The sequence below is a fragment of the Pantoea sp. PGP6 genome, from assembly GCF_053474785.1.
On sequence record NZ_JBQBMA010000001.1, the window covers coordinates 2,176,376 to 2,200,026 of the forward strand.

Annotated in this window: 19 protein-coding genes and 1 pseudogene; 12 read left to right on the forward strand and 8 right to left on the reverse strand. The window is 57.8% G+C overall.

Annotated elements, in window-relative coordinates:
- Nucleotides 1–20: 20 nt before the first annotated feature.
- From hglS to ACLIBF_RS10520, 3 genes are all read left to right on the forward strand, one after another.
- Nucleotides 21–1,364: a 2-oxoadipate dioxygenase/decarboxylase HglS gene (gene hglS / locus ACLIBF_RS10510; protein WP_448309724.1), complete on the forward strand. Its 1,344-nt coding sequence runs from the start codon at nt 21–23 to the stop codon at nt 1,362–1,364.
- 507 nt (nt 1,365–1,871) lie between these two features.
- A complete protein-coding gene (locus ACLIBF_RS10515; RefSeq protein ID WP_279809826.1) occupies nt 1,872–3,392 on the forward strand; it encodes a carboxylesterase/lipase family protein in 1,521 nt (506 codons plus the stop codon).
- A 203-nt stretch (nt 3,393–3,595) separates the two neighbouring features.
- Complete coding sequence (locus tag ACLIBF_RS10520) at nt 3,596–5,263, forward strand: methyl-accepting chemotaxis protein (protein ID WP_031376761.1); 1,668 nt, start codon at nt 3,596–3,598, stop codon at nt 5,261–5,263.
- Here ACLIBF_RS10520 and ACLIBF_RS10525 read toward each other — a convergent pair.
- Nucleotides 5,221–6,102, reverse strand: coding sequence for a LysR substrate-binding domain-containing protein (locus ACLIBF_RS10525; RefSeq protein ID WP_279809828.1), 882 nt, complete (start codon nt 6,100–6,102; stop codon nt 5,221–5,223). The genes ACLIBF_RS10520 and ACLIBF_RS10525 overlap by 43 nt on opposite strands.
- Nucleotides 6,103–6,227: 125 nt before the next feature.
- On the opposite strand from ACLIBF_RS10525, the gene ACLIBF_RS10530 reads away from it, so the two are divergent.
- On the forward strand, nt 6,228–7,394 hold the full coding sequence (locus tag ACLIBF_RS10530; protein ID WP_069728354.1) for a methionine aminotransferase: 1,167 nt from the start codon (nt 6,228–6,230) through the stop codon (nt 7,392–7,394).
- 85 nt (nt 7,395–7,479) lie between these two features.
- Nucleotides 7,480–8,256: a transporter substrate-binding domain-containing protein gene (locus tag ACLIBF_RS10535; protein WP_031376758.1), complete on the forward strand. Its 777-nt coding sequence runs from the start codon at nt 7,480–7,482 to the stop codon at nt 8,254–8,256.
- Between the two features lie 36 nt (nt 8,257–8,292).
- Here ACLIBF_RS10535 and pepT read toward each other — a convergent pair whose 3' ends face one another.
- On the reverse strand, nt 8,293–9,519 hold the full coding sequence (pepT, locus tag ACLIBF_RS10540) for a peptidase T (protein WP_279809829.1): 1,227 nt from the start codon (nt 9,517–9,519) through the stop codon (nt 8,293–8,295).
- A 127-nt stretch (nt 9,520–9,646) separates the two neighbouring features.
- Between pepT and ACLIBF_RS10545 the strand changes: the two genes are divergently transcribed.
- A complete protein-coding gene (locus ACLIBF_RS10545) occupies nt 9,647–11,242 on the forward strand; it encodes an ABC transporter substrate-binding protein (RefSeq protein ID WP_089561583.1) in 1,596 nt (531 codons plus the stop codon).
- 54 nt (nt 11,243–11,296) lie between these two features.
- Here ACLIBF_RS10545 and ACLIBF_RS10550 read toward each other — a convergent pair.
- Nucleotides 11,297–12,217, reverse strand: a pseudogene (locus ACLIBF_RS10550) (LysR family transcriptional regulator).
- Nucleotides 12,218–12,381: 164 nt separating this feature from the next.
- Between ACLIBF_RS10550 and ACLIBF_RS10555 the strand changes: the two are divergent.
- Nucleotides 12,382–13,803, forward strand: a complete 1,422-nt coding sequence (locus ACLIBF_RS10555) for a M20 family metallopeptidase (protein ID WP_448309727.1) — start codon at nt 12,382–12,384, stop codon at nt 13,801–13,803.
- Nucleotides 13,800–15,068 (forward strand): MFS transporter, encoded by a 1,269-nt coding sequence (locus ACLIBF_RS10560; protein WP_279809832.1) that lies wholly within the window; start codon nt 13,800–13,802, stop codon nt 15,066–15,068. The genes ACLIBF_RS10555 and ACLIBF_RS10560 overlap by 4 nt, the downstream gene beginning before the upstream one ends.
- 35 nt (nt 15,069–15,103) lie before the next feature.
- Here ACLIBF_RS10560 and aldA read toward each other — a convergent pair whose 3' ends face one another.
- Nucleotides 15,104–16,540, reverse strand: a complete 1,437-nt coding sequence (aldA, locus tag ACLIBF_RS10565; RefSeq protein ID WP_279809833.1) for an aldehyde dehydrogenase — start codon at nt 16,538–16,540, stop codon at nt 15,104–15,106.
- 196 nt (nt 16,541–16,736) lie between these two features.
- Here aldA and ACLIBF_RS10570 point away from each other — a divergent pair, with 196 nt between their 5' ends.
- Nucleotides 16,737–17,003, forward strand: a complete 267-nt coding sequence (locus ACLIBF_RS10570) for a DksA/TraR family C4-type zinc finger protein (protein ID WP_031376754.1) — start codon at nt 16,737–16,739, stop codon at nt 17,001–17,003.
- A gap of 3 nt (nt 17,004–17,006) precedes the next feature.
- Here ACLIBF_RS10570 and ACLIBF_RS10575 read toward each other — a convergent pair whose 3' ends face one another.
- The gene (locus ACLIBF_RS10575; protein ID WP_008925225.1) at nt 17,007–17,105 is read right to left on the reverse strand and encodes a YoaK family small membrane protein; all 99 of its coding nucleotides are present in this window, start codon (nt 17,103–17,105) and stop codon (nt 17,007–17,009) included.
- A gap of 46 nt (nt 17,106–17,151) precedes the next feature.
- Nucleotides 17,152–17,475, reverse strand: a complete 324-nt coding sequence (locus tag ACLIBF_RS10580; RefSeq protein ID WP_031376753.1) for a hypothetical protein — start codon at nt 17,473–17,475, stop codon at nt 17,152–17,154.
- A gap of 360 nt (nt 17,476–17,835) precedes the next feature.
- Here ACLIBF_RS10580 and rhaT point away from each other — a divergent pair, with 360 nt between their 5' ends.
- Complete coding sequence (gene rhaT, locus ACLIBF_RS10585; RefSeq protein ID WP_046288307.1) at nt 17,836–18,870, forward strand: L-rhamnose/proton symporter RhaT; 1,035 nt, start codon at nt 17,836–17,838, stop codon at nt 18,868–18,870.
- 49 nt (nt 18,871–18,919) lie between these two features.
- On the opposite strand, the gene rhaR is transcribed toward rhaT, so the two are convergent.
- Entirely contained in the window at nt 18,920–19,792 is an 873-nt protein-coding gene (gene rhaR / locus ACLIBF_RS10590; RefSeq protein WP_031376751.1) for an HTH-type transcriptional activator RhaR, read from the reverse strand.
- An 11-nt stretch (nt 19,793–19,803) separates the two neighbouring features.
- Complete coding sequence (rhaS, locus tag ACLIBF_RS10595; protein WP_031376750.1) at nt 19,804–20,625, reverse strand: HTH-type transcriptional activator RhaS; 822 nt, start codon at nt 20,623–20,625, stop codon at nt 19,804–19,806.
- 295 nt (nt 20,626–20,920) lie between these two features.
- On the opposite strand from rhaS, the gene rhaB reads away from it, so the two are divergent.
- Both rhaB and ACLIBF_RS10605 read left to right on the forward strand, forming a co-directional pair.
- Nucleotides 20,921–22,393, forward strand: coding sequence for a rhamnulokinase (gene rhaB, locus ACLIBF_RS10600; RefSeq protein WP_279809834.1), 1,473 nt, complete (start codon nt 20,921–20,923; stop codon nt 22,391–22,393).
- The gene (locus ACLIBF_RS10605) at nt 22,386–23,642 is read left to right on the forward strand and encodes an L-rhamnose isomerase (protein ID WP_279809835.1); all 1,257 of its coding nucleotides are present in this window, start codon (nt 22,386–22,388) and stop codon (nt 23,640–23,642) included. Before rhaB ends, ACLIBF_RS10605 begins: the two co-directional genes overlap by 8 nt.
- Nucleotides 23,643–23,651: the final 9 nt, after the last annotated feature.

The window sequence follows — 23,651 nt, forward strand, 5'->3', positions numbered from 1 at the left end:
CACGGTGTCAGGTGGAACAGATGGACAACTTTCTCACTGCGGATGCAATCCGCACCCGCTTCTCTCAGGCGATGTCCGCCATGTATCAGCAGGAAGTGCCGCAATACGGCATGCTGATGCAGTTGGTGATGGCGGTTAACGACCGCACGCTGGAATCAGAACCCGCACTGAAAGATCGTCTGGCAGCGGCAGATGAACTCAGCCGGCTCAATATTGAACGTCACGGTGCCATCCGGGTCGGCAGCGCCAGCGAACTCGCCACGCTGCGGCAGATGTTTGCGGTGATGGGGATGTATCCGGTCGGCTATTACGATCTCTCCCAGGCCGGCGTGCCGGTGCATTCCACCGCGTTCCGGCCGGTCGACGAAGCTGCCCTGCGGCGTAATCCTTTCCGCGTCTTTACCTCACTGTTACGACTGGAGCTGATAGAAGAGCCTGAGCTGCGTGAAAGGGCGGCGGCGATTCTGGCGGCGCGCGATATCTTCACGCCGCGCTGTCGGCAACTGCTGCAGCTACATCAGCAGCAGGGTGGATTCACCGCCCCGCAGGCGGCGGAGTTTGTCACCGAAGCACTGGAAACTTTCCGCTGGCACGCCCACAGCAGCGTCGATAGCCAGACCTATCAGGCATTGAATCAGCAGCACCGGCTGATTGCTGACGTGGTCTGTTTCTCCGGCTGTCACATTAACCATCTCACTCCCCGCACGCTGGATATCGATCGGGTGCAGCAACTGATGCCGTCGCGCGGAATCGAACCGAAAACCCTGATTGAAGGACCACCGCGTCGTCAGGTGCCAATTCTGTTACGCCAGACCAGTTTCAAGGCGCTGGAGGAAGCGATCACCTTTCGGGATGGTCATAAGGGCACCCACACCGCGCGCTTTGGTGAAATCGAGCAGCGCGGTGCGGCGCTGACGCCGAAGGGCCGGGCGCTGTATGACCGTTTGCTGCATCAGGCGGGCAGCGGTCAGGATAACCAGCAGCATCAGCAGCATCTGAGCGATGTGTTCCGGGATTTTCCAGACGATGAGCAGACGCTGCGTCAGCAGGAGCTGGCGTGGTTCCATTACCGGCTCAGCGAAAAGGGGATGGCGAGCCCGCCAGCACGTGGTGAGACGCTCGACAGCCTGATTGCTGAGGGACGAATCATTGCAGAACCGATTATCTATGAGGATTTTTTGCCGGTCAGCGCCGCGGGCATCTTTCAGTCAAACCTTGGCGATCACGCACAGGTCTGGTCGGCAGGCCAGGCCAGCCGGGAAGCGTTTGAAACGGCGCTGGGCAGTGCGGTGGTGGACGAGATGGCACTGTATGCGGAGCGTCAGCAACGCTCGCTGGCACGCTGTGGCGTGGTGACTTTATAGCCCATGCCGTCGCAACAGGACAATTATCCCGCCAGGGTAGCAGCCTCCTTCAGCGGCGATTATATTATCGCCGCTGAAGGGTGTTAGTACGAAACGGGATAGAATTACGTGCGCGCCGGGCTTAATAAGCTGAGCCGGACTGGCGCGCAGTAATCGAAGAGGTGTTCCCTGATGCTGGTGCGAAACTAATAAAATAATATTAACGATACGGTCGATGAACAGCAGAAGAGGATCTGCGCTACGCCGTTATGATTTGTTGTAATTATCTGTGTGCAGTCTTCTTTTTTGCTGTCTTCCCACAGGGTAAACGAGCCGGCAGGTGCCGGTGCAGGCTGGAAAGCATAAGCAAATATAATCAAAAACCCTCCTGTTGCCTATTCAAACCTTTTGATGAAGTTGTTCAGTCCTTTGCTACAACCTTCGGCATAATCTGCAAATCCGTCTCAGACATAGACATTGTCTCAAGGCCTGCAAATAATGGAGTGTCGTTAGAACAGGGATACAGGAATGAAAAACGAAACAGGTCTGCGGATTATGACTGCAGAGGGTGAGTTACGTGGATGCATGGATGATGACCTTTTCGTATTCAAAGGCATACCTTATGCCGCCGCCCCGGAAGGGCCACTACGCTGGCGTCCGCCGCAGCCGGTCACGCCGTGGAACGATCTGCGTGATGCCACACAATTTTCAGCATCAGCCTGGCAAAACCGCGATTATTGCCGGGCAGTTGGCGGTGGCGATCCCGGCGAATTTAGTGAAGATTGCCTTTACCTTAATGTCTGGACCCCGGATGTCGAACCGACAAAACCGCTGCCGGTGATGGTCTGGTTACACGGCGGCGGCTACACCATCGGCGCGGGCGGTCTGGCGCCCTACAGCGGTAAACCGCTGGCCTCGCGTGGCGCGGTGGTGGTCACCATCAACTACCGACTCGGCCATCTCGGTTTCTTCTCCCATCCGGCTTTAGATGCGCAATATCCTGTTGCCAGCACCATAAATAATTTTGGTCTGCTCGATCAAATTGCGGCCCTGCAGTGGGTACAGCGCAACATCCCGGCCTTTGGCGGAGACCGCCGCAATGTCACGCTGTTTGGCGAATCATCCGGCGCGCGCAGCGTGCTGTCGCTCTGCTGTTCGCCGCTGGCCGAAGGGCTGTTTCACAAGGGGATTGTGCAGAGCGCCTACAGCTTACCGGATACGCCGCTGAAAAAAGCGCGTCAGCAGGGCATGGCGGTTGCACAGCATCTGGGGCTGCCGCCCGACGCCAGTGCCGATGCGTTGCGTGCTTTACCCGCCGACGCCTTCTGGTCGCTGGATGGCCCGCTGTCGATCCAACCGGTGCCGATTTCCGGCGATGCGGTGCTGCCGGAACCGATGCTGAAAACCTTCCTCGCGGCCCGACAGCACCGTCTGCCGCTAATGGCGGGCAGCAACAGTGATGAAGCCAGCGTGCTGGACTATTTTGGCGTTGATGCCACCGCGGTGCTGCATCAGTTGCGCGACAAAAATCGGGTGATCTATCGGATGCTAAAATGGATGTATGACATCCATGACGATCAGCGCCTCGGTCGTGCGGTGGCGCGCGACATGGCGTTCAGCGTGGTGCCGTGGCTGGTGATGCGCGCCCAGCATAATGTTGGCATGCCGGGCTGGCGCTACTGGTTTGATTATGTCTCTGAGAATGCGCGCGATCTCTATCCTGACGGGACCTGGCATGGCAATGAAGTGCCATATGTCCTTAACACCCTGAGCCAGATGCCGGATCCGAATGAAAACCGGCCTTTCAGCGACGCCGATCGGGCATTTGCCTCGCGCGTCAGCGACTACTGGTTCAGATTCGCCTGCGATGCCAGCGAATACAAGCAGCAGCTGGAAGGCGAAGTGGTATGGCCCGCGTGGCATCCAGGCGACGATGTGACAATGTCACTCGGTGATCATCGCCAGAGTGGTTTAGTCCTGAAACGGAACTTTATGCGCGCCCGAATGCGCCTGTTCCGCCTGCTGATGAGTAAAATGGTGCGTCTTTAATTAGTCCGCTAATCATCAAATTGCGCGAATGGAATTACTGGAGCCATTCGCGCATACTCCATTGAATATACAACTAATTCCCACCGGCTCCCACTAATGACGCTGTAAAACTATAGCTAACAAAAGTGTTACATCTTCACTATTCGCTGCCGATAGATCTCCTATGCCCGATACTTACGGGTCAACGTGTATAGGATTTTTGTATGGGAATGCTCAAAAATTTCACCATTCGCGCTGTGATGCTCACTATTCTGGGCCTGTTCTGCTTACTCTGGAGCGGAGTCGGGCTATTCAGCATTCATTCTCTTGGCGCGCTGAGCGAAGGGAATGATGTTGACCGCCATCTGGTAGAGCAAATGACGGTGCTGAGTAAAGGCAACGACCAATATTTCCGGGTTATTACCCGGCTGTCGCGTGTGATGGACAGCAAAGCCGGTGGCAAAACGCTAACCGACGACGCTTATGCGCCGGTTCAGCAGGCGCTGGATAACATGACCCAGCAGCTGGCGGCTTTTAAACAGCTGGCTCCGGGTCCGATGAATCCGGACATGGTCGACAGCGTGATTCAGAGCTGGCAGAAATTGCTGGATGAAGGTGTGACGCCGCAGCTGCGGCTGGCCCGACAGGATTCAGCGGACGCCTATCGTCAGCAGGCCAACAATGTGACGCCGCAGCTCAGTCGGGCATTTGGTGCCAGCGCCGAAAAATTCAATCAGGGGGCCGCGCTGATCCTCGATCATACCCGGGTTGAAGTTGACCGCTTAACCGCACTGACCAGGATGATTATCACCGTGACGGTAATTATCGGCCTGCTTATTCTGCTGTTTACCGATCGCTACCTGGTGGCGATGCTGGTGCGGCCGCTGGAAACCATCCGCAACCATTTCGCCACTATCGCTACCGGCGATCTGAGTCAGCCGGTGGCGGACTTTGGCCGCAACTGCGTCGGTAAACTGGTACCGTTGCTGAGCGCGATGCAGGAGAGTTTACGTGAAGCGGTGAGCGCGATCCGCAGCGGTACCGAGAATATCTCGCGCGGTGCCGCAGAGATTTCGGCCGGTAACAACGATCTCTCTTCGCGTACTGAAGAGCAGGCGGCCGCGCTGGAGCAGACCGCTGCCAGTATGGAGCAGCTGACCGCCACGGTGAAATTTAACGCCGACAATGCGCGTCAGGCCAGCCTGCTGGCTGAAACCGCCACCACCACCGCGCAACAGGGCGGCCAGCTGGTGAGTGAAGTGGTCAGCACCATGAACGGGATTTCCGGCAGTTCGAAGAAAATTGCTGAGATCACTAATGTGATTAATGGTATCGCCTTCCAGACCAACATCCTGGCGCTGAACGCGGCGGTTGAAGCCGCTCGCGCCGGTGAACAGGGACGCGGTTTTGCTGTGGTGGCCTCAGAAGTGCGTAATCTGGCCCAGCGCAGCGCCAACGCCGCCAAAGAGATTGCCACCCTGATTGAAGATTCCGTTCAGCGGGTCGGAAAAGGAGCGGAGCTGGTGGGCACCACCGGCGGCACCATGAATAATATTCTGAAATCGGTGCAGGATGTCGACGCGATCATGAAGCAGATTGCTGCCGCATCGGAAGAGCAGAGTAAAGGCATCTCCCAGGTCGGCGCAGCGGTGACCGAAATGGATAGCGTGACCCAGCAAAACGCCTCACTGGTCGAAGAAGTCTCCGCCGCCGCCAACGCGCTGGCGTTGCAGACCGAAGCGTTACAGGCCTCAGTGGCGAAGTTCCGCCTCTCCGGCAAGGGGACAGCAATCTCGCCGGCTGCACCTGTCAAGCCGAACGCGCCAAAAGCACCAGGCCGGGCGGGTGGTCAGGCTACGCCAGCTGACAACGGTGACTGGGTAACGTTCTGATCCTGACTCAGCCACGCCACCAGCGCCGCCAGCAACGGTGGCGCATCGGCGGGCGATCGCTGCAGTAAGCTGTAGGTCGCCCCGGTTTTTACCTCTCCAGCGAACGGTTTAATCAGCCTGCCGCTGGCAATATCACTCTCCACCAGATTGCTGTCAGCAATCGCCACGCCAAAACCCTGAATCGCTGCGCTAATCGCCAGGTCCATGGTGGCAAAGTGCTGGTTGCGTTGCATCGTAACCGCCACGCCTTGCCCTTTCAGCCAGCATTGCCAGTCGCGCATATCGTCGGTGGGATGCAGAAAAGTCATGCCCGCCAGGTTTTGCGGCGACGCGGGGATCGGCTGCCCGGTAGCCATTACCGGCGTCAGCGACTCTTCAAACAGCGTCAGTGCGTCAGTACGCGGTTTGCCATAGACGATGGCAGCATCAAAATTGTCGAGCTGTGTGGCGTGATCCAGCGTGGTAGTGAGCGCCACATGCAGTTCTGGCCGCAGCTGCTCCAGTGTCACCAGGCGCGGCACCAGCCAGCGCATCGCACAGGTCGGCGCTTTCAGGCGGATACTGGCCTGAGTGCGACGCGCTTTTTCGCTGGCCTGCGCCATCAGTTCATAGCCCTGACGCAGTTCTGGCAGCAGCGCCGCGCCCTGCGGTGTCAGACGCAAACCACGGGCGTGTCGATCAAACAGCGTCAGGCCGAGCCAGTGCTCCAGCGCAGCAATTTTGCGGCTGACTGCGCCCTGGGTAATGCACAGTTCCCGGGCCGCATGGGTCAGATTAAGGTGACGGGCCGTCACCAGAAAAGCGTGAATCGCATTGAGCGGCAGGGTTGTACGTGACACAGAGCACCTCAGCTATGCATTTTAATCATGGCTATTATGACGACATTTCGCTTGCCGACTCAAGTCACAGCCCGTTGAATAGCTCTTAATTGCATTCAGCTCGCTATGTCACTGACGGAGAGAACATGTCCCTGAAAACGCCTGTCGCAGTCACCTCGAAGTTGCCCGATGTCGGCACCACCATTTTCAGCGTTATCGGACAGCTTTCGGCGCAGCATCAGGCGATCAATCTGTCGCAGGGCGCACCGAATTTCCCCTGCGATCCGTTGCTGGTTGAAAGTGTCAGCCAGGCGATGCGCGACGGCCATAACCAGTACGCGTCGATGACCGGCTTGCCGGCACTACGGGAAATTTTAGCCAGTAAGGTCGAATCGCTCTACGGCCAGAAATACGATCCGGCCAGTGAAGTGCTGATCACCGGCAGCGCCAGTCAGGGCATTTACATGGCGATTTCCGCGCTGGTGCATCCGGGGGATGAGGTCATTTTCTTTGAACCGGCATTCGACAGCTACGCACCGGTGGTCCGGTTACAGGGCGGCAAGCCGATTGGCCTGAAGCTGCAGGTGCCGGCTTTCGCCATCGACTGGCAGCAGTTGCGCGCCGCCATTACGCCGCGTACCCGGATGATCATCATCAATACGCCGCATAACCCCAGTGCCCAGGTGCTGACGCCGGACGATCTCAATCAGCTGGCGGCCCTGACCCGCAACACTGACATCGTGGTGTTATCCGACGAGGTGTATGAACATATTCTGTTTGATGGCCGTCCGCACTGCGGCATGGCGACCCATCCGGAGCTGGCGGCGCGCAGCGTCATCGTCTCTTCGTTTGGCAAAACTTTCCACGTCACCGGCTGGCGGGTGGGTTACTGCCTGGCACCGGCGGAACTGATGACCGAGCTGGTGAAAGTGCATCAGTTTATGATGTACGCCGCAGATACGCCGATGCAGGTGGGATTCGCCCATTATCTGCAGACGCCGCAACACTATCTGTCACTGTCATCTTTCTACCAGCAAAAGCGCGATCGGCTGATTGCGCTGATGCAGGATTCACCGTTTAAGCTGCTGCCGTGCGCCGGCTCGTTCTTTATGCTGGCCAGCTACGGACATTTCAGTGACGAACCGGACAGCGAGATGGTAAAACGTCTTATCGTCGATCACGGGGTGGCGACCATCCCGCTGTCGGCGTTTTATATGGATGGCACCGACAACAAACTGATCCGTCTTTCCTTTGCCAAAGACGAGGCAACATTAGAGGCTGGCGCCGCTGCGCTGTCGGCGTTCCGGCAGTAAGCGACTGGCGGACGCAAGGTTGCCCGACTGACGCACGGTAAAGCAGGGCAGCGATCGGTTAAAAACAATAATTTCGGGGTAAATGATGAAAAAACGCAACGCACTGTTTCTGGCACTCGGCATGATGACGTCGGTATCGGCGCTGGCGCAGGATTTACGTTATGGCCTGGAGTCACAGTATCCGCCGTTTGAAAGCCGCAACGCTCAGGGGGAACTGGAAGGTTTTGATATCGAACTGGGTAACGCGATCTGCCAGGCCGGTAAGTTTAACTGCCACTGGGTGGAGAGCAGCTTCGACGCGCTGATCCCGGCGCTGCAGGCGAAGAAGTTTGATGCGATCAACTCGGCGATGAATATCACCGAAGCGCGGGCGAAAAGCATCGGCTTCACCCAGCCGATCTACCGTATTCCGACCATGCTGGTGGCGAAAACCGGCCAGAAGCTGGCACCCACGGCCGACGCGCTGAAGGGCAAAAATATCGGGGTATTGCAGGGATCGATTCAGGAAACCTACGCCAAAAAACACTGGGAGTCGCAGGGCGTTACCGTGACCTCGTATCAGGATCAGAACCAGGTCTATAACGACATGGTCGCCGGGCGTCTGGACGGTACATTGGTGATGTCAGCCGCCGGTCAGTCGGGCTTCCTCGACAAACCACAGGGTAAAGGCTTCGGCTTTATCGGTAAGCCGGTCGAGGATGATGCGATTCTCGGGTCGGGTATCGGCTTTGGCCTGCGTAAAGATGATACGCAGCTCAAACAGTCGCTGGATACGGCGATCGCCAAAGTGCAGACCGATGGCACCGTGAAGAAGCTGGCTGAGAAATATTTCCCGGGCATTGATGTCAGCGTGAAGCCATAACTGACAATCGGGCGCGTGCTGCGCCCGATTTAATCGTTATTCCGCTGCCAGGTAGCAGAGTTTTTCCGTCACCTGATAGGATTTCACAAACGACGGCAGCGGTAAGAACTCAAAGCGCGAATGGAAGTTATGCGCACCGGTGAAAAAGTTCGGCGTCAGTAAGCCCTTAGCCGACAGCGCTGCACCGTCAGTGCCGCCCCGCATCGGAATCACCTTTGGTTCGATATCCAGCGCGCGGAACGCTTTGAAAATCAGGTCGATCGCCCGACGATCCTCGCCCAGCGCATTGCTGATATTGCTGTAGATATCGGTAATGGTGATCTCAACCTTGCCGGTCGGGTAGCGGGCAGCAATTGCCTGCGCCTGCTGCTGTAGTTGCTGCTTACGCTCGGCAAAACTGGCCAGATCAAAATCACGGATAGAGGCTTTCAGGATCGCCTGGCTGGCGTTGGCCTGGATCTCATTGAACCAGATATAGCCTTCACGGCCCTCGGTCTGTTCCGGGGTCTGCTGACGATCAAACTGGCTGATGTAGTCATGCGCCATCAGCAGCGGGTTAACCAGCACCCCTTTACCCGACATCGGATGCGCCGGTACGCCGGTAAAGCGGATTTCGGCGGCGGCACCATTGAAGTTCTCATACACCACTTCGCCCAGTTCGCAGCAGTCGATGGTCCAGGCGAAGTCCACATTAAATCGCGTTTCCAGATCGAGCGCTTTGGCTCCGCGCAGGCCAATCTCTTCATCGGGCACAAACGCCACCACGATATCGCCGTGGTCGCCGTTAAGGTTCTCCATCAGCGTCATTACCACCGTCACTGCCGCTTTGTTATCAGCGCCCAGTACGCTGGTACCGTCGCTGAAAATCACCTGCTGACCGATATAGGGAGCGATCTCCGGATGCTGATCGCGGCGTAGCCAGATATCCTGGTCGGCATTCAGGCAGAGATCCTGATCCTCCCAGCGCAGAATCTGCGGTTTGATATCGGGTGACAGACCGACGTCAACGGTATCGATATGGGTGATAAAGCCGATACGCGGCGCAGCGGGACGATTACCCGGTTTCACCGCCGTTACCGTCGCATGCTGGTCAATCACCACCTGTTCCAGCCCCAGCGCACGCAGCTCGGCCGCCAGCAGTTCCGCCATCGCGTGCTGGCTCGGGGTACTGGGCAGAGTGGTCGATTTCGCATCACTCTGACTGCTGACGGCGAGGTAACGGAAAAAGCGCTCGGTAAGTTGCGTCTCAAGTTTGTCGGTCATCACTATTCCTTATTAGTCAGCCACGGGCAGGGTTCGCTATGGTGCCGAATCGTGCTATCAATGAAGCATCTGAATGATTCATTTAGGTATTCTGATCACCGGAAGTCAATACAAAGCGAGGATGATAATGAAAATGAAGATAGCCACCTTAGCGCTTGTTACGGCTGGGATGACGCTGGCGGCCAGCGTGAACGCCAAAACGCTGGTCTACTGCTCAGAAGGATCGCCAGAGAATTTCAACCCGCAACTCTATACCTCGGGCACCAGCGTAGACGCCAGCGCGGTGCCGGTATTTAACCGCCTGGTGGACTTTAAGGCCGGTACTACTGAACTGGTCCCCAGCCTGGCGGAAAGCTGGGAGATCAGCCCCGACGGCACGGTTTATACCTTCCATCTGCGTAAAAACGTCAAATTCCAGAGCAACAAACAGTTTAAACCGACGCGCGACTTCAACGCAGACGATGTCATCTTCTCTTTTATGCGCCAGATGGACCCGAAAAATCCCTACCACAACGTCTCGGGCGGCACCTATTCCAACTTCGAAAGCCTGGAGCTGTCGACACTGATTAAACAGATTGAACGGGTGGATGACCATACGGTGCGCTTCACGCTGTCGCACCCGGAAGCGCCGTTTCTGGCCGATCTTGGCTGGTACTTTGCCTCGATTCATTCGGCTGAATATGCCGATAGCATGCTGAAAGCCGGTACGCCGGAGAAGGTCGACATGAACCCTATCGGCACCGGGCCGTTTGAGCTGGTGCAGTACCAGAAGGACTCACGCATTCTCTACAAGGCCTTCCCACAATACTGGCAGGGCAAGGCAAAGCTGGATCGGCTGGTGTTCAGCATCACCCCGGATGCCTCGGTGCGTTATGCCAAGCTGGAGAAGAACGAATGCCAGGTGATGCCGTTCCCCAATCCGGCCGATCTGGAAAAAATGCGCGCCAACCCGGATATCACCCTGGAACAGAAAGCCGGGCTGAATACCGGTTTCCTGGCGTTTAATACCACCAAAGCGCCAACCGACAAGGTGGAAGTCCGTCAGGCACTGGCGATGGCGATCAACAAACCGGCGATCATCGAGGCGATTTTTAAAGGTACCGGCACGGTAGCAAAAAACATTCTGCCGCCGGGCGTCTGGAGCGCCGACAAAGATCTGAAAGATTACGACTACGATCCGGAAAAAGCCAAAGCGTTACTGCAACAGGCCGGGGTCAAACCGGGTACCGAGATTGCGCTGTGGGCGATGCCGGTGCAGCGGCCCTACAATCCCAATGCCCGCCGCATGGCCGAGATGATCCAGTCAGACTGGGCGAAAGTCGGTATTAAAGCCAATATTGTCAGCTATGAGTGGGGCGAATACCTGAAACGGGTCCGCAGCGGTGAGCATCAGGCGGCATTAATGGGCTGGACCACCGCCACCGGCGACCCGGACAACTTCTTTGGCCCGCTCTACAGCTGCACCTCGGCGCAGGGCGGATCGAACTCGTCAAAATGGTGCTATCAGCCGTTTGAGAAGTTAATCACCGCCGCCCGCGCCGAACCGGATCAGGGCAAGCGCACCGCGATGTATCTGCAGGCGCAGCAGATAATGCACGATCAAATGCCGGCAGTGATGATTGCCCACTCGACCATTTTTGAGCCGGTGCGCAAATCGGTCAGCGGCTATCAGGTTGATCCGTTTGGCAAACACATTTTCTACCAGGTCGATATCAAACAGTAAGAAGCTACGGCCCGGCTCTGCAACGTAACGCCCGCCAGTGGGGGCGTTACGGCCTCAGCCGCCGATCCCACGCAGTTGCTGATCGATTTCAGTTAACCGCTGCTGTAAAAACTCCACAAACAGCGTCAGCGCAGCGGTGCGCTGACGACCCGACACCGTCTGCAGTTGCAGCGTCCGCTGGCTGAGCTGATCGACGTCCATCGACCGCAGCACCAGGTTCTGTGCCTGGTGTTCAAACAGCAGGGTAAAGGCGCTACAAATCGTCACCGCCTGCGGCGTGCGCAGCAAAAAATGATACAGCGTGGCGAAGTAATCGCAGGTCAGCACCGGCTCGACCACGCAACCGCTCATCTGACAGGAGAGATCAAACAGTTGCCGCACCGTGGTGTGCTGGCCCGGCAGTGCCAGCGGCCAGCGTGGCAGATCGGCCAGCGTAACCTGGCGTGACGCCAGCGGGTGACTCTGATGCATCGCCAGCAGCACCGGCGCGGGCCATGAGCCGAGCACTTCAACACTTCGCTCCGGATGCAGGCTGAACTGCAACGCAACGTCGCATTCACCAGCCCGCACCGCTTCGGCCACGCCCTACGAGTGGGTCACATTCAGGGCAAACAGCACGCCAGGATTCGCCTGCCGAAAATCGGACAGCAGGCCCGGCAGCAGGCTGAACGCCATGCCATCGGTACAGGCGATATGGATCCGGGTGCGGCGCACCGCTTTCAGTCCCTTAATCTCCGCCAGTGCATATTCCATATCCAGCTGACTCTTGCGCACATGATGCGCAAAAATTTCACCAGCTTCATTCAGCACCATTCCGCGCGCATGCCGCTCAAACAGCGGCACGCCCACCTGCGCCTCCAGCCGCTGAATCTGACGGCTGATGGCCGATACCGCGACAAACAGCTGTTCACTGGCGGCGCTGAGCGATCCGCAATTCACCACCGCCAGAAAATAGCGGATTTCACTGCTCAACATGGAGACTCCTCCGCCACAGGGACGCATTAAAAAGGGGCATGCCTCAGGATCGGGCAGAACTTTGTTGCTTTAAAAGCAAAGCTAACTCGATAAATTGATAATTGTGGCAAAGGCCGAAGTTTGTCAAAGATAACTGACGATTAAAAAAAACAAACAGGGCAAACATGACAGAGCAAAAGGCGGTAGACCAGGCGATGAACTATTTCGACAGCGGGGCGTTTCAGCAGCTGCTGGCCCGACGCATCGCCTGTGTAACGGAGAGTCAGCATCCGCAGCGTCAGGGCGGGCTGCAACACTATCTGCAGGCTGAGATTGGACCGCAGCTTGAGGCGCTGGGTTTTACGCTGCATCCTTTCGATAATCCCCAGCCGGGCAGTCCGCCGTTTCTGATTGCGGTGCGTATCGAGGACCCGACGCAGCCGACGCTGCTCTGTTACGGGCATGGCGATGTGGTGTATGGCGATGAGGAGAACTGGCGTCCCGGACTGTCTCCGTGGCAGCTGACTGCGGAAGGCGATCGCTGGTATGGCCGTGGCAGCGCAGACAACAAAGGCCAGCACTGTATCAACCTGGCGGCGCTGGAACAGGTGATGGCGGCGCGGGGCGGCAGGCTGGGCTTTAACTGCAAAATTCTGTTTGAGATGGGTGAAGAGATCAGCTCGCCGGGGCTGGTGCAGATTTGTCAGCAGCAGCAGGCGCTGCTGGCGGCCGATCTGTTTATCGCTTCGGACGGCCCGCGGCTCAACGCCGTGCGGCCGACGCTGTTCCTCGGTTCACGCGGCGCGGCCAACTTTCGCCTGACCATTACCGCGCGCGACAACGCCTACCACTCAGGTAACTGGGGCGGGCTGTTAAGCAACCCCGGCACCCAGCTGGCGAATGCGCTGGCATGTCTGGTAAATGCGCAGGGCGTGTTGCAGGTGGCGGCGCTGAAACCTGACTCCCTGACCCCGGCAGTGCGCGACATCCTCAGCGATATCGACGTCGGCGGCATGCCTGGCGATCCGGCGCTGGCCGAAAACTGGGGTGAACCCGGTTTAACCGCGGCTGAACGGTTGTATGGCTGGAACACGCTGGAAGTCCTGGCGTTTGAAACCGGGAATCCGGCGCAGCCGATGAATGCGATTCCCGGCCGCGCCACGGCGGTCTGCCAGCTGCGCTTTGTGGTCGGCACCGACTGGCAGAACCTGGTGCAGCACGTTGAACAGCATCTGCGCCAGCACGGTTTCGACAATGTCAGCGTAGAGTTTCTGCGTGGTTCGCTGGCCACCCGGCTCAATCCGCAGGACCCGCTGGTGGAGTGGGCGCTCAACAGTCTGGCCCGCAGCAGCGGCAAAAAACCGGCGCTGCTGCCTAACCTTGGCGGATCGCTGCCCAATGAGGTGTTTGCCGATATCCTTGGTCTGCCAACTCTATGGGTGCCGCACTCCTATCCGGCCTGTGGCCAGCACGGCGTCAATGAACACATGCTGACCTCGATTGCCCGCGAAGGACTGGCGATCATGACCCGGCTGTTCTGGCAGCTGGGTGAAGAGGGCCAGCAACTGCTCGCCCGCCACCGCAACTGGCAGGAGAGTGGACAATGAGCAGCATCGCGCAAAGCCGTCCACAGCTCAGGCCGAGCCTGCATAAAACGCTGTTTGCCACCTGTATCGGTAACGCACTGGAGTGGTTTGATATCGCCGTCTATGGCTTTTTCGCCAGTTACATCGCCCACGCATTCTTTCCGGTCAGCGATCCGTCGGTTTCACTGCTGCTGACCTTTGGCAGCTTCGGCATCGCCTTTCTCATCCGTCCGCTGGGAGCGCTGGTGTTAGGAAACTACGCCGATCGTCATGGCCGTAAAAAGGCGCTGCTGCTGTCGATCAATCTGATGATGCTGGGTGGGGCGATCATTACCTTTATGCCGGGTTACGCCACGATCGGACTGGCCGCGCCGCTACTGATCATCCTGGCGCGGCTGATTCAGGGTTTCTCCGCCGGCGGCGAATTTGGCAGTTCCACCGCTTTTCTGGTGGAGCATTTCCCGGAGCGTAAGGCGTTTATTGCCAGCTGGCAGTTCGCCACGCAGGGAGCCAGCACGCTGATGGCGTCGGCATTTGGCCTCGGCCTGACGCAGTGGCTCAGCGAAAGTGAAATTCAGGCGTGGGGCTGGCGCATTCCGTTCGCCTTTGGCTTGTTGATTGGTCCGCTGGGGGTCTATATTCGCCGCCACGTGCACGAGCCCGCCAGTTTCGTCGCACAGGAGAAACATGCCGCGCCGCTGAAGACTCTGTTTGGCCGCCAGAAGGCGCTGATCACCCTGGCGATTGGGCTGATGGTCATTTCGACCGCCATCAACTACCTGCTGAACTACATCCCGACCTATGCCACCAAAACGCTGCATTTATCGGGCTCGGTGGCGTTTACCGCAACCCTGGTGGCCGGGATTATCCTGACGGTCGTCACCCCGATAATGGGATTGTGGGCCGAGCGTGTAGGGCGATTGCCCCTGATGTGGGGATCGCTGTTACTGCTGATGGTCACCATCTATCCGGCGTTTAAAGCGATGATCGATCACACCACACCGACCACGCTGATTTTGCTGGTGGCGTGGATGGCGCTGCTGAAGTCGGTTTACTTCTCGACGGTGCCGTCGGTGATGGCCGATCTGTTTCCTGCCACCACCCGGGCCAGCGGCATGGCGATCAGTTATAACGTGGCGGTGACGGTATTCGGCGGCTTTGCACCGTTGATTTGTAGCCTGCTGATCCAGGTCACTGGCAGCAGCCTGGCACCGGGCTATTACCTGATGGCCGTCGCGGTGCTGAGTGGAATTGCGCTGTTACGCAGCAGTAAGCGGCTGGGATAACAAAACGGGCCGTCACTGCGGCCCGTTTTACCGGCTTAGCTGAACTGCAGATAGGCAACGTGGGTCTGCAGGAACTCTTCCAGCCCATGTTTGCCGTCGGCCCCGCCAACGCCTGATTTACGCCAGCCAGCATGAAAGCCCTGCATCGCCTCGAAGTTTTCGCGGTTAACGTAGGTTTCGCCAAACTTCAGCTGACGCAGCGCCTTCATGGTGGTGTTGATATCCCGGGTATAGAGCGAAGAGGTCAGGCCATACTGGCAGTCGTTAGCCAGCGCGATCGCCTCGTCCAGCGTTTTGAAGCGCATCACCGGCAACACCGGACCAAAAATCTCCTCCTGCATGATCTCCATCTCCTGACGTACCCCGGTGATCAGCGTCGGCTCAAAAAAGAAGCCCTGATCGCCGACCCGTTTGCCGCCCAGTACCACCGTTGCGCCAGCCGCAACCGCATTGGCCACTTTCTGTTCGACACGCTGCAGGGCCGCGGCGTTAATCAGCGGTCCCATATCAATATCGCTGTGCTGAGCCGGATCGCCCAGTTTCACCTGCCGGAAGGCGGCGGTCAGCGCGGCGATAAAGCGATCGTAAATGCCGTCCTGCACATAGACGCGCTCCGCACAGTTACACACCTGGCCGCTGTTGATCATCCTTGAGCTGACGATTGCCCGCACCGCCAGGTCGATATCAGCATCATCCATCACAATCGCCGGGGCTTTCCCTCCCAGCTCCAGCGACACTTTGGTCACATTTTTGGCCGCAGCCTGCATGGTGGCAACGCCAGCACCGACGCTGCCGGTCAGGCTGACCAGGCCGACCTTAGGATTCGCCGCCAGCTCCTGTCCGACTTCCGGACCGTAGCCATAAACGAAATTGATCACCCCGGCTGGCAGGCCCAGGGTGTGTAAAATATCGGCGAATATCGCGGCGTTATTTGGCGTCAGTTCGCTGGGTTTGATCACAATAGTATTGCCGGTAATCAGTGCCGGTGCCGCTTTGCGTGCAATCAGGAAGAACGGGAAGTTCCACGGTAAAATGCCGGTGGTGACGCCGATGGCCTTTTTAAACAGGAAGATATTTTCGTTTGGCCGATCGCTGTTGATGATTTCACCCTCATAGCGTCGCGCCCACTCAGCCATATAGTCGAGGTAATCCGCGGTAAACAGCACTTCGGTCTGCGCCAGCCCCTGGGTTTTGCCACCTTCAGCCACAATGGTGGCCGTCAGTTGCGGTTCACGTGCGCGGATCGCCGTGGCGATTTTGTGCAGCCAGACGCCACGTTCAACCGCAGGCAACGCTTCCCACTGCGGCTGCGCCGCTTCGGCGGCGAGGATCGCGCGTTGTGCATCTGCGGCGCTGCCCTGCGGAATACGCGACAGCAGCGCTTCGGTGGCCGGATTAATCACCTCAATCCACTTATCGTTGTGATCGGCGACAAACTCGCCATTAATGTAATGTTGATGATGTGTTGTCATTCGCAGGTCTCTCCGCTATCGGTGCGTTGCAATAATGTAATTAAAGAGTGAGGCAGATCCGGCGGAGCGACCTTTAGCTGATTGCCAGCAGCGTAAGGCGGCTGGCAACCAATCACAGATATCGGCGCGTTTTACGGCAAAAACGGCAAATTGTTGTAGATTTAACAGAGCGAAGAGGTAAAAAGAGGGGGACATCATGGCAAACGGATGGGCGTCTGAAGGCGCCGTGCAGGAGCAGATCGACAGCACCGTTAACGACGGCATCGAACGTGTCCGGCAATCAATCGGCCACGGCGAAAGCGCCACCGAATGTGAACTCTGTGGCGAACCGATTCCCGAGGCGCGCCGTAAGGCGCTGAAAGGCGTGCGCTACTGCGTGTCCTGTCAGGAGAAAATCGACAAACAGCAGCAGAACAGCAGTTTATATAACCGTCGTGGCAGTAAAGATAGCCAGTTACGTTAGATGTCAGGACCCTGGCATCGCCAGACCGCTGCCAATAAACCACGCCAGAAAGCCGACGCCCGCCACGATGATGGCGATAGGAAAGAGGATTCCAATTCTCATGATTTTCCTGCTGCAAACAGAGGGGAGTGTAAGGCGGGCGATCTTATCACGACAGGTGCAAGACTGCGCGGTGGGTTTTCAGCAGGGTAAAGAGCTGGAACTGGGTCGCGTCATTCACCTCACGCAGCAGTTCACCCTTGTTGAACACGATGTGGTGAATGTGACCCAGCTGACGCCACACCACAATCGCTGAGGCGATCAACGCGCAGTGCTGTTCCGCCTGAATACATTCAAGGGTCGCGTACTGCGCATCCTCCAGCCCATTCACAAATACCTTTATCGCCTCGGCCGGCAGAATCGCCCGCAGGTCATCCAGCATCACCTGACTGACTGAACGTGAAAGAAACAGTGTTAACCACTTAGTCGTCATCCCAATCCCTGAATTCGATCAATTTTCCCCAGTTTATACGACCCTGGCCGCCGTAAGGAAAGGCTTCTTTGTTGTTTTGCCAAAATGATCGTGCGCATGGCAGCCAGATCGATAATGTGCTGCGCCACACAGCAAAAACACAAAAAACATAGAATAATAAACCACTTAAGCGGAAAGCCATCCGGCACTCTGACAAAGATGAATTTGTGATCCTTAACGGGAATAACGCGGAGATTTTGCCAACAGGCGGCGGCATCCGGCATTCATTCAAAGGCTGAGGAATTCCTGCAAACCGTAGACTGCCTGCTAAGCGGAAATCGTTGGGTTTCCGTCAGGCCTCAACCTAACCAGGAAAAAACAATGAACAGTGCCATTATTGCCGGCATCTTCTGGCATTTTGTCGGAGCTGCCAGTGCCGCGTGTTTCTACGCGCCGTTTAAACAGGTGAAAAGATGGTCATGGGAAACCATGTGGTCGGTCGGTGGCCTGATGTCGTGGCTGATCCTGCCGTGGGTGGTGAGTGCGATTTTGCTGCCCGACTTCCGCGCTTATTACAGCAGCTTTAGTCTGGCGCAGCTGCTGCCGGTGTTTCTGTTCGGCGCCATGTGGGGCGTGGGCAACATCAACTACGGCCTGACCATGCGCTATCTCGGCATGTCGATGGGGATTGGCATCGCCATTGGCATCACGCTGGTGGTCGGCACCCTGATGACGCCGCTGCTGCAGGGCCGCTTTGGTGAGCTGTTTGCCTCTGCCGGTGGACGCTTAACTCTGCTGGGCGTGCTGGTGGCGCTGGTTGGCGTGGCGATCGTCTCGCGTGCTGGCCTGCTGAAAGAGCGGGCGCTGGGGATTAACGCGCAGGAATTTAATCTGAAGAAAGGGCTGGTGCTGGCGGTGATGTGCGGTATTTTCTCTGCCGGGATGTCATTCGCTATGGATGCGGCGAAACCGATGCACCAGGCGGCGGCGCAGCTGGGTATCGATCCGCTGTATGTCGCGCTACCGAGCTACGTGGTGATTATGGGCGGCGGGGCGCTGGTCAACCTGGCCTTCTGTTTCTACCGGCTGGCAACCCGGCCAGAGCTGTCAGTGCGCAAGGATCTCTCGGTGGCGAAACCGCTGCTGCTGGCGAACGTCGCCTTTGCCGTGCTCGGCGGCACCATGTGGTATCTGCAATTCTTCTTCTACGCCTGGGGCCATGCGCGTATTCCGGCGCAGTATGATTACGTCAGCTGGATGCTGCACATGAGTCTTTACGTGCTGTGCGGCGGGCTGGTCGGCTTACTGATGAAAGAGTGGAAGTCAGTGGGGCGTCGGCCGGTCGGGGTGTTATCGATTGGTTGTGTGGTGATCATTATCGCAGCCAACATCGTTGGGCTCGGCATGGCCGCCTGATCGGATCAGCGGAAAACTGCGCAATGCGAGCCTGCATCCCAGGCTCGCATTATTGCGATTCGGTGTCGGTGTTTTTCAGCGTCTGCCCGGATGAGATAAAACGCTGACGCCAGGCGCTGGGGGTCAGGCCGGTATCGCGGGTAAACACCACCGAAAAATAGTTACTGTCATCAAAGCCGCAGCGGGCGGCCACTTCACCAATCAGACAATCCTGGGTGCGCAGCAAATACTTCGCCTGACAGAGCTGGAGCTGACGCAGATAATGTCCGATCGTCATGCCGGTCTGCTGACGAAATAGCTGCCTGAGCGCCCGCTCGTTCAGCTGATTATGCTGGCAAAATTCGGCCAGATCAAACGGACGGGCAATCGCGCCCTGTAATGCCGACATCAGCAAATCTAACTGTTCACCTTCCGGCAACGCCCACGGGCGATCGGCGGCATAGCCATGACGGCGCAGGATCAGCGCCAGCTGCAAAAACAGTGCTTCTGATAGCTGCACCGACAGCGGATCGCTTTTGCGGCTTTCACGCTCCAGCTGACCAATCACCCCGCGCGCCAGCGCCATGCCGCGCGTGGTCAGACGCCAGCAGCCGGGTGCATCAGCGCCTTGCGGCGGCAACAGCTGATTCCAGTCGAGCCCGAGGCTAAAGCGGTCACGGCAGTAGAGGATATTATCCAGCACCAGATCGTTGACGCTGTCATAGCTGTGGCAGTCACTGTCGCGGATATAAAAAACGTCGCCACAGGTAATCAGCCACGGGCGATCGTTGAGGACGTGCAGGCCGTTGCCGCGCCAGACAATCACGATTTCGCTGAATTCGTGTCGGTGCGGCGGGAAAGAAGGTTGGGGCATCCGTTCGGCTACCGCCACCGGTAAGCTGGTGGCAGGAAAATAATCATCCCGGCTGAGTATCAACGCCATACTGTGCTCCTTTACCCCATCTGCTGGCGCTCCGCTCGCGGCGCGCAACCAAATTCGCGCCTGAACAGGGTGGAGAAGTGGTTGCTGTCACCAAATCCACACTGAAAGGCGATATCCGTAATGCGTATATCACTGTGACGCAGTAAATGCCGCGCCTGCAACAACCGCAACCGGTTCAGATAACGCTGCGGTGTGCTGCCGGTTTGTTGCTTCATCTGCCGATGCAGCGTGCGCAGCGACAGGGAAAAACGGTCGGCCAGCTGATCCCAGACGATCTCATCACTGTAATGATCGTTCAGCCAGTCAAGCAAGCGATGCAGTCGCGCTTCCTGATCCTGGCTCTGCTCGTCACGACACGCTTCACGTAACAGCACCAGCAGTTGTAAAAACAGCTGCTCCTGGCGTGCCTGCTTCTCCAGCGACCAGGTATCATCCTGGCGCATCTGGCTTGCCACGCTCAGCGCCTGACTCATCACTTTATGATTGATGCGCCAGTGCGACGCATACTGTCCATCCTTGTCACAGGGCAGCAGCGCCTGTAGTCCGGAAAGAAAACGGAAAGCGCCGGGGCTGCGGTACAGCACGTTAGTCAGGCAGAGATTCTCGGTCTGCTCATACAGATGACGGTCGTGGTCGCGGACAAAACAGACGCAGCCGGCGCACAGTGTTTGCGGCTGACCGTTAAACACATGAATGCCCGACCCGTGCTCAACCAGCACAATTTCATGAAAATCATGATGATGCTCCGGGAAGGCCTGCTGCGGGACGCGCGGCTCAATGGCTATCGCGTAATCGCCTTCAGGGAAAAAATCCGCACTGTGCAAAATGGTCATCGTCGCCTCTCGCTACTGTTAACAAAGCTGTAACGGAGTCTAAACAGGACGTGGCTACCTTACCTTGAATTTTCCGCTCATCTCAGCAGGAATCCTGCTGATTATTCAAGAAATCCTCAGCAGTTAATAAATTTGCGGCAGGGGTCACATCGCCCCGGCTGCCGTCTCTGTGATCTCTCTCACGAAGTTCTTTGCAAGTCTGCCAGCGGAGGGGGGCTGCTGGCACTGTCGGGAAGGTGGCAGCCCGCCAGGATTTCTACTCTGTGACCATCAAATCACAGGAAAAAATGCTGCCATGACCACGCGAAATATTGTTGCTATCGATCTCGGCGCATCCAGCGGACGGGTAATGCTCGCACACTGGGATGCCGCACAGCGCCACCTCAGTCTGCGGCAGGTCCGGCGTTTCGCAAATACCCGTCAGCGCCGTGCCGGCTATGACTGCTGGGATGTGGCGCTGCTGGAGCAGGAAATCCGTGCCGGTCTGGCGCAGCTGGATGCAGAAAGCGTGGTGCCGGACAGCATCGGGATTGATACCTGGGGCGTGGATATGGTGCTGCTGGATGCCTGTGGCGAGCAGGTCGGCGAAGCCGTCAGCTACCGTGATGCCCGTACCCACGGCCTGATGGAGCAGGCGCAGCGCGATCTGAGCCACAGCGCGATCTATGCCCGCACCGGCATTCAGTTCCTGCCGTTTAATACGCTGTATCAGATGCGCGCACTGCATCAGCAGCAGCCCGACTGGCAGGCCCGCGTCGCACACGCACTGATGATCCCGGACTATCTGCACTATCGCCTGACCGGTAATCTCAACTGGGAATATACCAACGCCACTACCACGCAGATGCTGAATATCGACAGCGGCGAATGGGATCGCGAGCTGCTGGGCTGGGCCGGTGTTGATGCGGCCTGGTTCGGCCAGCCACGGGCACCCGGCAACACGGTCGGCCACTGGCATAACGCCCACGGCGCGGCGATTCCGGTGATTGCCGTCGCCACCCACGACACCGCCAGCGCGGTGGTGGCGACGCCGCTGATGCAGGAAGATGCCGCCTATCTCAGTTCCGGCACCTGGTCGTTAATGGGCTTTGAAAGCCTGCAACCTTACGCGTCGGAGGCGGCGTTACGGGCCAACATTACCAATGAAGGCGGCGCTGAAGGCTACCGCGTGCTGAAGAACATCATGGGATTATGGTTGCTGCAGCGCGTCTGTGATGAGCTACATATCGACGATCTCAGCCAGCTGATCGACCAAACCGAACGGCAACCGGCCTGCGTGTCGCTGATCAGCCCGAACGATGCGCGCTTCATCAATCCGGACAGCATGGTCAATGAAATCCAGAACGCCTGTGCAGAGCAGGGCATGCCGGTGCCGCAATCCGCCGCCGCGCTGGCACGCTGCATTTTTGACAGCCTGGCGCTGCTCTACCGTGAAGTGATCGCCGAACTGGCGCAGCTGCGCGGTAAACCTTTCCGGCAACTGCATGTGGTCGGCGGCGGCAGCCAGAACCACTTTCTCAATCAACTGTGCGCCGATGCCTGTCAGATTCCGGTGCTGGCCGGACCGATTGAAGCCTCAACCCTCGGCAACGTGGGATGTCAGCTGATCGCGCTCGGCGAACTGACCGATGTGGCCGATTTCCGCTGCTGCGTGGTCAACAATTTTCCGCTCAAAACCTTTGAACCGCAAACAAATAGCGCCTTTGGTGCCAGTCAGGCACGTTTCACGGCGCTGAGCCAACCCGCTAAGGAACTCGCTTATGACTAAGCAGATTGAACAGGCTTTTGAACTGGCTAAACAACGCTACGCCGACATTGGGGTGGATGTTGAACAGGCCATCCGTCAGCTGGATGCGATTCCGGTCTCAATGCACTGCTGGCAGGGGGATGATGTGCGGGGCTTCGAAAACCCGCAGGGCGCATTAACCGGCGGTATTCAGGCGACCGGCAACTATCCGGGACGCGCCCGTAATGCCGGTGAACTGCGTAACGATATCGACAAAGCGATGTCGCTGATCCCCGGCGCGAAACGTCTCAATCTGCACGCCATCTATCTGGAAAGTGACAAACCGGTGGCGCGTGATGAGATTGAGCCGGAACACTTTGCCAACTGGGTCAGCTGGGCCAAAGAGCATAAGCTGGGACTCGACTTCAATCCCAGCTGCTTTTCACATCCGCTGAGTGCCGACGGTTTTACCCTGTCACATGCTGATAAAACCGTTCGTCAGTTCTGGATCGATCACTGTAAAGCCAGCCGCCGGGTTTCCGCCTCGTTTGGTGAGCAGCTGGGCACCCCGTCGGTGATGAATATCTGGGTGCCCGACGGCATGAAAGATATCACCATCGATCGGCTGGCACCGCGCCAGCGACTGATGAGCGCGCTGGATGAAATCATCGCCGAAAAACTGAATCCGCAACATCACATCGATGCGGTGGAGAGCAAGCTGTTTGGTATCGGCGCTGAAAGCTACACCGTGGGCTCCAACGAGTTTTTCCTCGGTTACGCGGCCAGCCGTCAGACCGCGCTGACGCTGGATGCCGGCCACTTCCATCCGACTGAAGTGATCTCCGATAAAATCTCCGCCGCCATGCTCTACGTGCCGCGTCTGTTGTTGCACGTCAGCCGGCCGGTGCGCTGGGACAGCGATCACGTGGTGCTGCTCGATGATGAGACCCAGGCGATCGCCAGTGAGATTGTTCGCCATCAGCTGTTTGACAAAGTGCACATCGGGCTCGACTTCTTTGATGCCTCCATCAACCGCATTGCAGCCTGGGTCATCGGCACCCGCAACGCCAAAAAAGCGCTGCTGCGCGCCCTGCTGGAACCGACCGATCGCCTGCGCCAGGTCGAAGCGGCAGGCGATTACACCGCCCGACTGGCGCTGCTGGAAGAGCAGAAATCACTGCCGTGGCAGGCGATCTGGGAAGTGTGGTGCCTGCGCCACGACGTGCCAGCCGATGCCAGCTGGCTGAGCGATGTCCGTCACTACGAACAACACATCTTGAGCCAACGTTAAGGAATTCAC

Coding starts and splice junctions, on each gene's coding strand:
- rhaB (WP_279809834.1), top strand. CDS start 20,921: ATGACCACGCGAAATATTGTTGCTATCGATCTCGGCGCATCCAGCGGA.
- pepT (WP_279809829.1), bottom strand. CDS start 9,519: ATGACCGACAAACTTGAGACGCAACTTACCGAGCGCTTTTTCCGTTAC.
- ACLIBF_RS10530 (WP_069728354.1), top strand. CDS start 6,228: ATGTCCCTGAAAACGCCTGTCGCAGTCACCTCGAAGTTGCCCGATGTC.
- hglS (WP_448309724.1), top strand. CDS start 21: ATGGACAACTTTCTCACTGCGGATGCAATCCGCACCCGCTTCTCTCAG.
- ACLIBF_RS10575 (WP_008925225.1), bottom strand. CDS start 17,105: ATGAGAATTGGAATCCTCTTTCCTATCGCCATCATCGTGGCGGGCGTC.
- rhaR (WP_031376751.1), bottom strand. CDS start 19,792: ATGGCGTTGATACTCAGCCGGGATGATTATTTTCCTGCCACCAGCTTA.
- ACLIBF_RS10570 (WP_031376754.1), top strand. CDS start 16,737: ATGGCAAACGGATGGGCGTCTGAAGGCGCCGTGCAGGAGCAGATCGAC.
- ACLIBF_RS10545 (WP_089561583.1), top strand. CDS start 9,647: ATGAAAATGAAGATAGCCACCTTAGCGCTTGTTACGGCTGGGATGACG.
- ACLIBF_RS10520 (WP_031376761.1), top strand. CDS start 3,596: ATGGGAATGCTCAAAAATTTCACCATTCGCGCTGTGATGCTCACTATT.
- ACLIBF_RS10605 (WP_279809835.1), top strand. CDS start 22,386: ATGACTAAGCAGATTGAACAGGCTTTTGAACTGGCTAAACAACGCTAC.
- rhaS (WP_031376750.1), bottom strand. CDS start 20,625: ATGACCATTTTGCACAGTGCGGATTTTTTCCCTGAAGGCGATTACGCG.
- ACLIBF_RS10555 (WP_448309727.1), top strand. CDS start 12,382: ATGACAGAGCAAAAGGCGGTAGACCAGGCGATGAACTATTTCGACAGC.
- ACLIBF_RS10535 (WP_031376758.1), top strand. CDS start 7,480: ATGAAAAAACGCAACGCACTGTTTCTGGCACTCGGCATGATGACGTCG.
- ACLIBF_RS10515 (WP_279809826.1), top strand. CDS start 1,872: ATGAAAAACGAAACAGGTCTGCGGATTATGACTGCAGAGGGTGAGTTA.
- ACLIBF_RS10580 (WP_031376753.1), bottom strand. CDS start 17,475: ATGACGACTAAGTGGTTAACACTGTTTCTTTCACGTTCAGTCAGTCAG.
- rhaT (WP_046288307.1), top strand. CDS start 17,836: ATGAACAGTGCCATTATTGCCGGCATCTTCTGGCATTTTGTCGGAGCT.
- aldA (WP_279809833.1), bottom strand. CDS start 16,540: ATGACAACACATCATCAACATTACATTAATGGCGAGTTTGTCGCCGAT.
- ACLIBF_RS10560 (WP_279809832.1), top strand. CDS start 13,800: ATGAGCAGCATCGCGCAAAGCCGTCCACAGCTCAGGCCGAGCCTGCAT.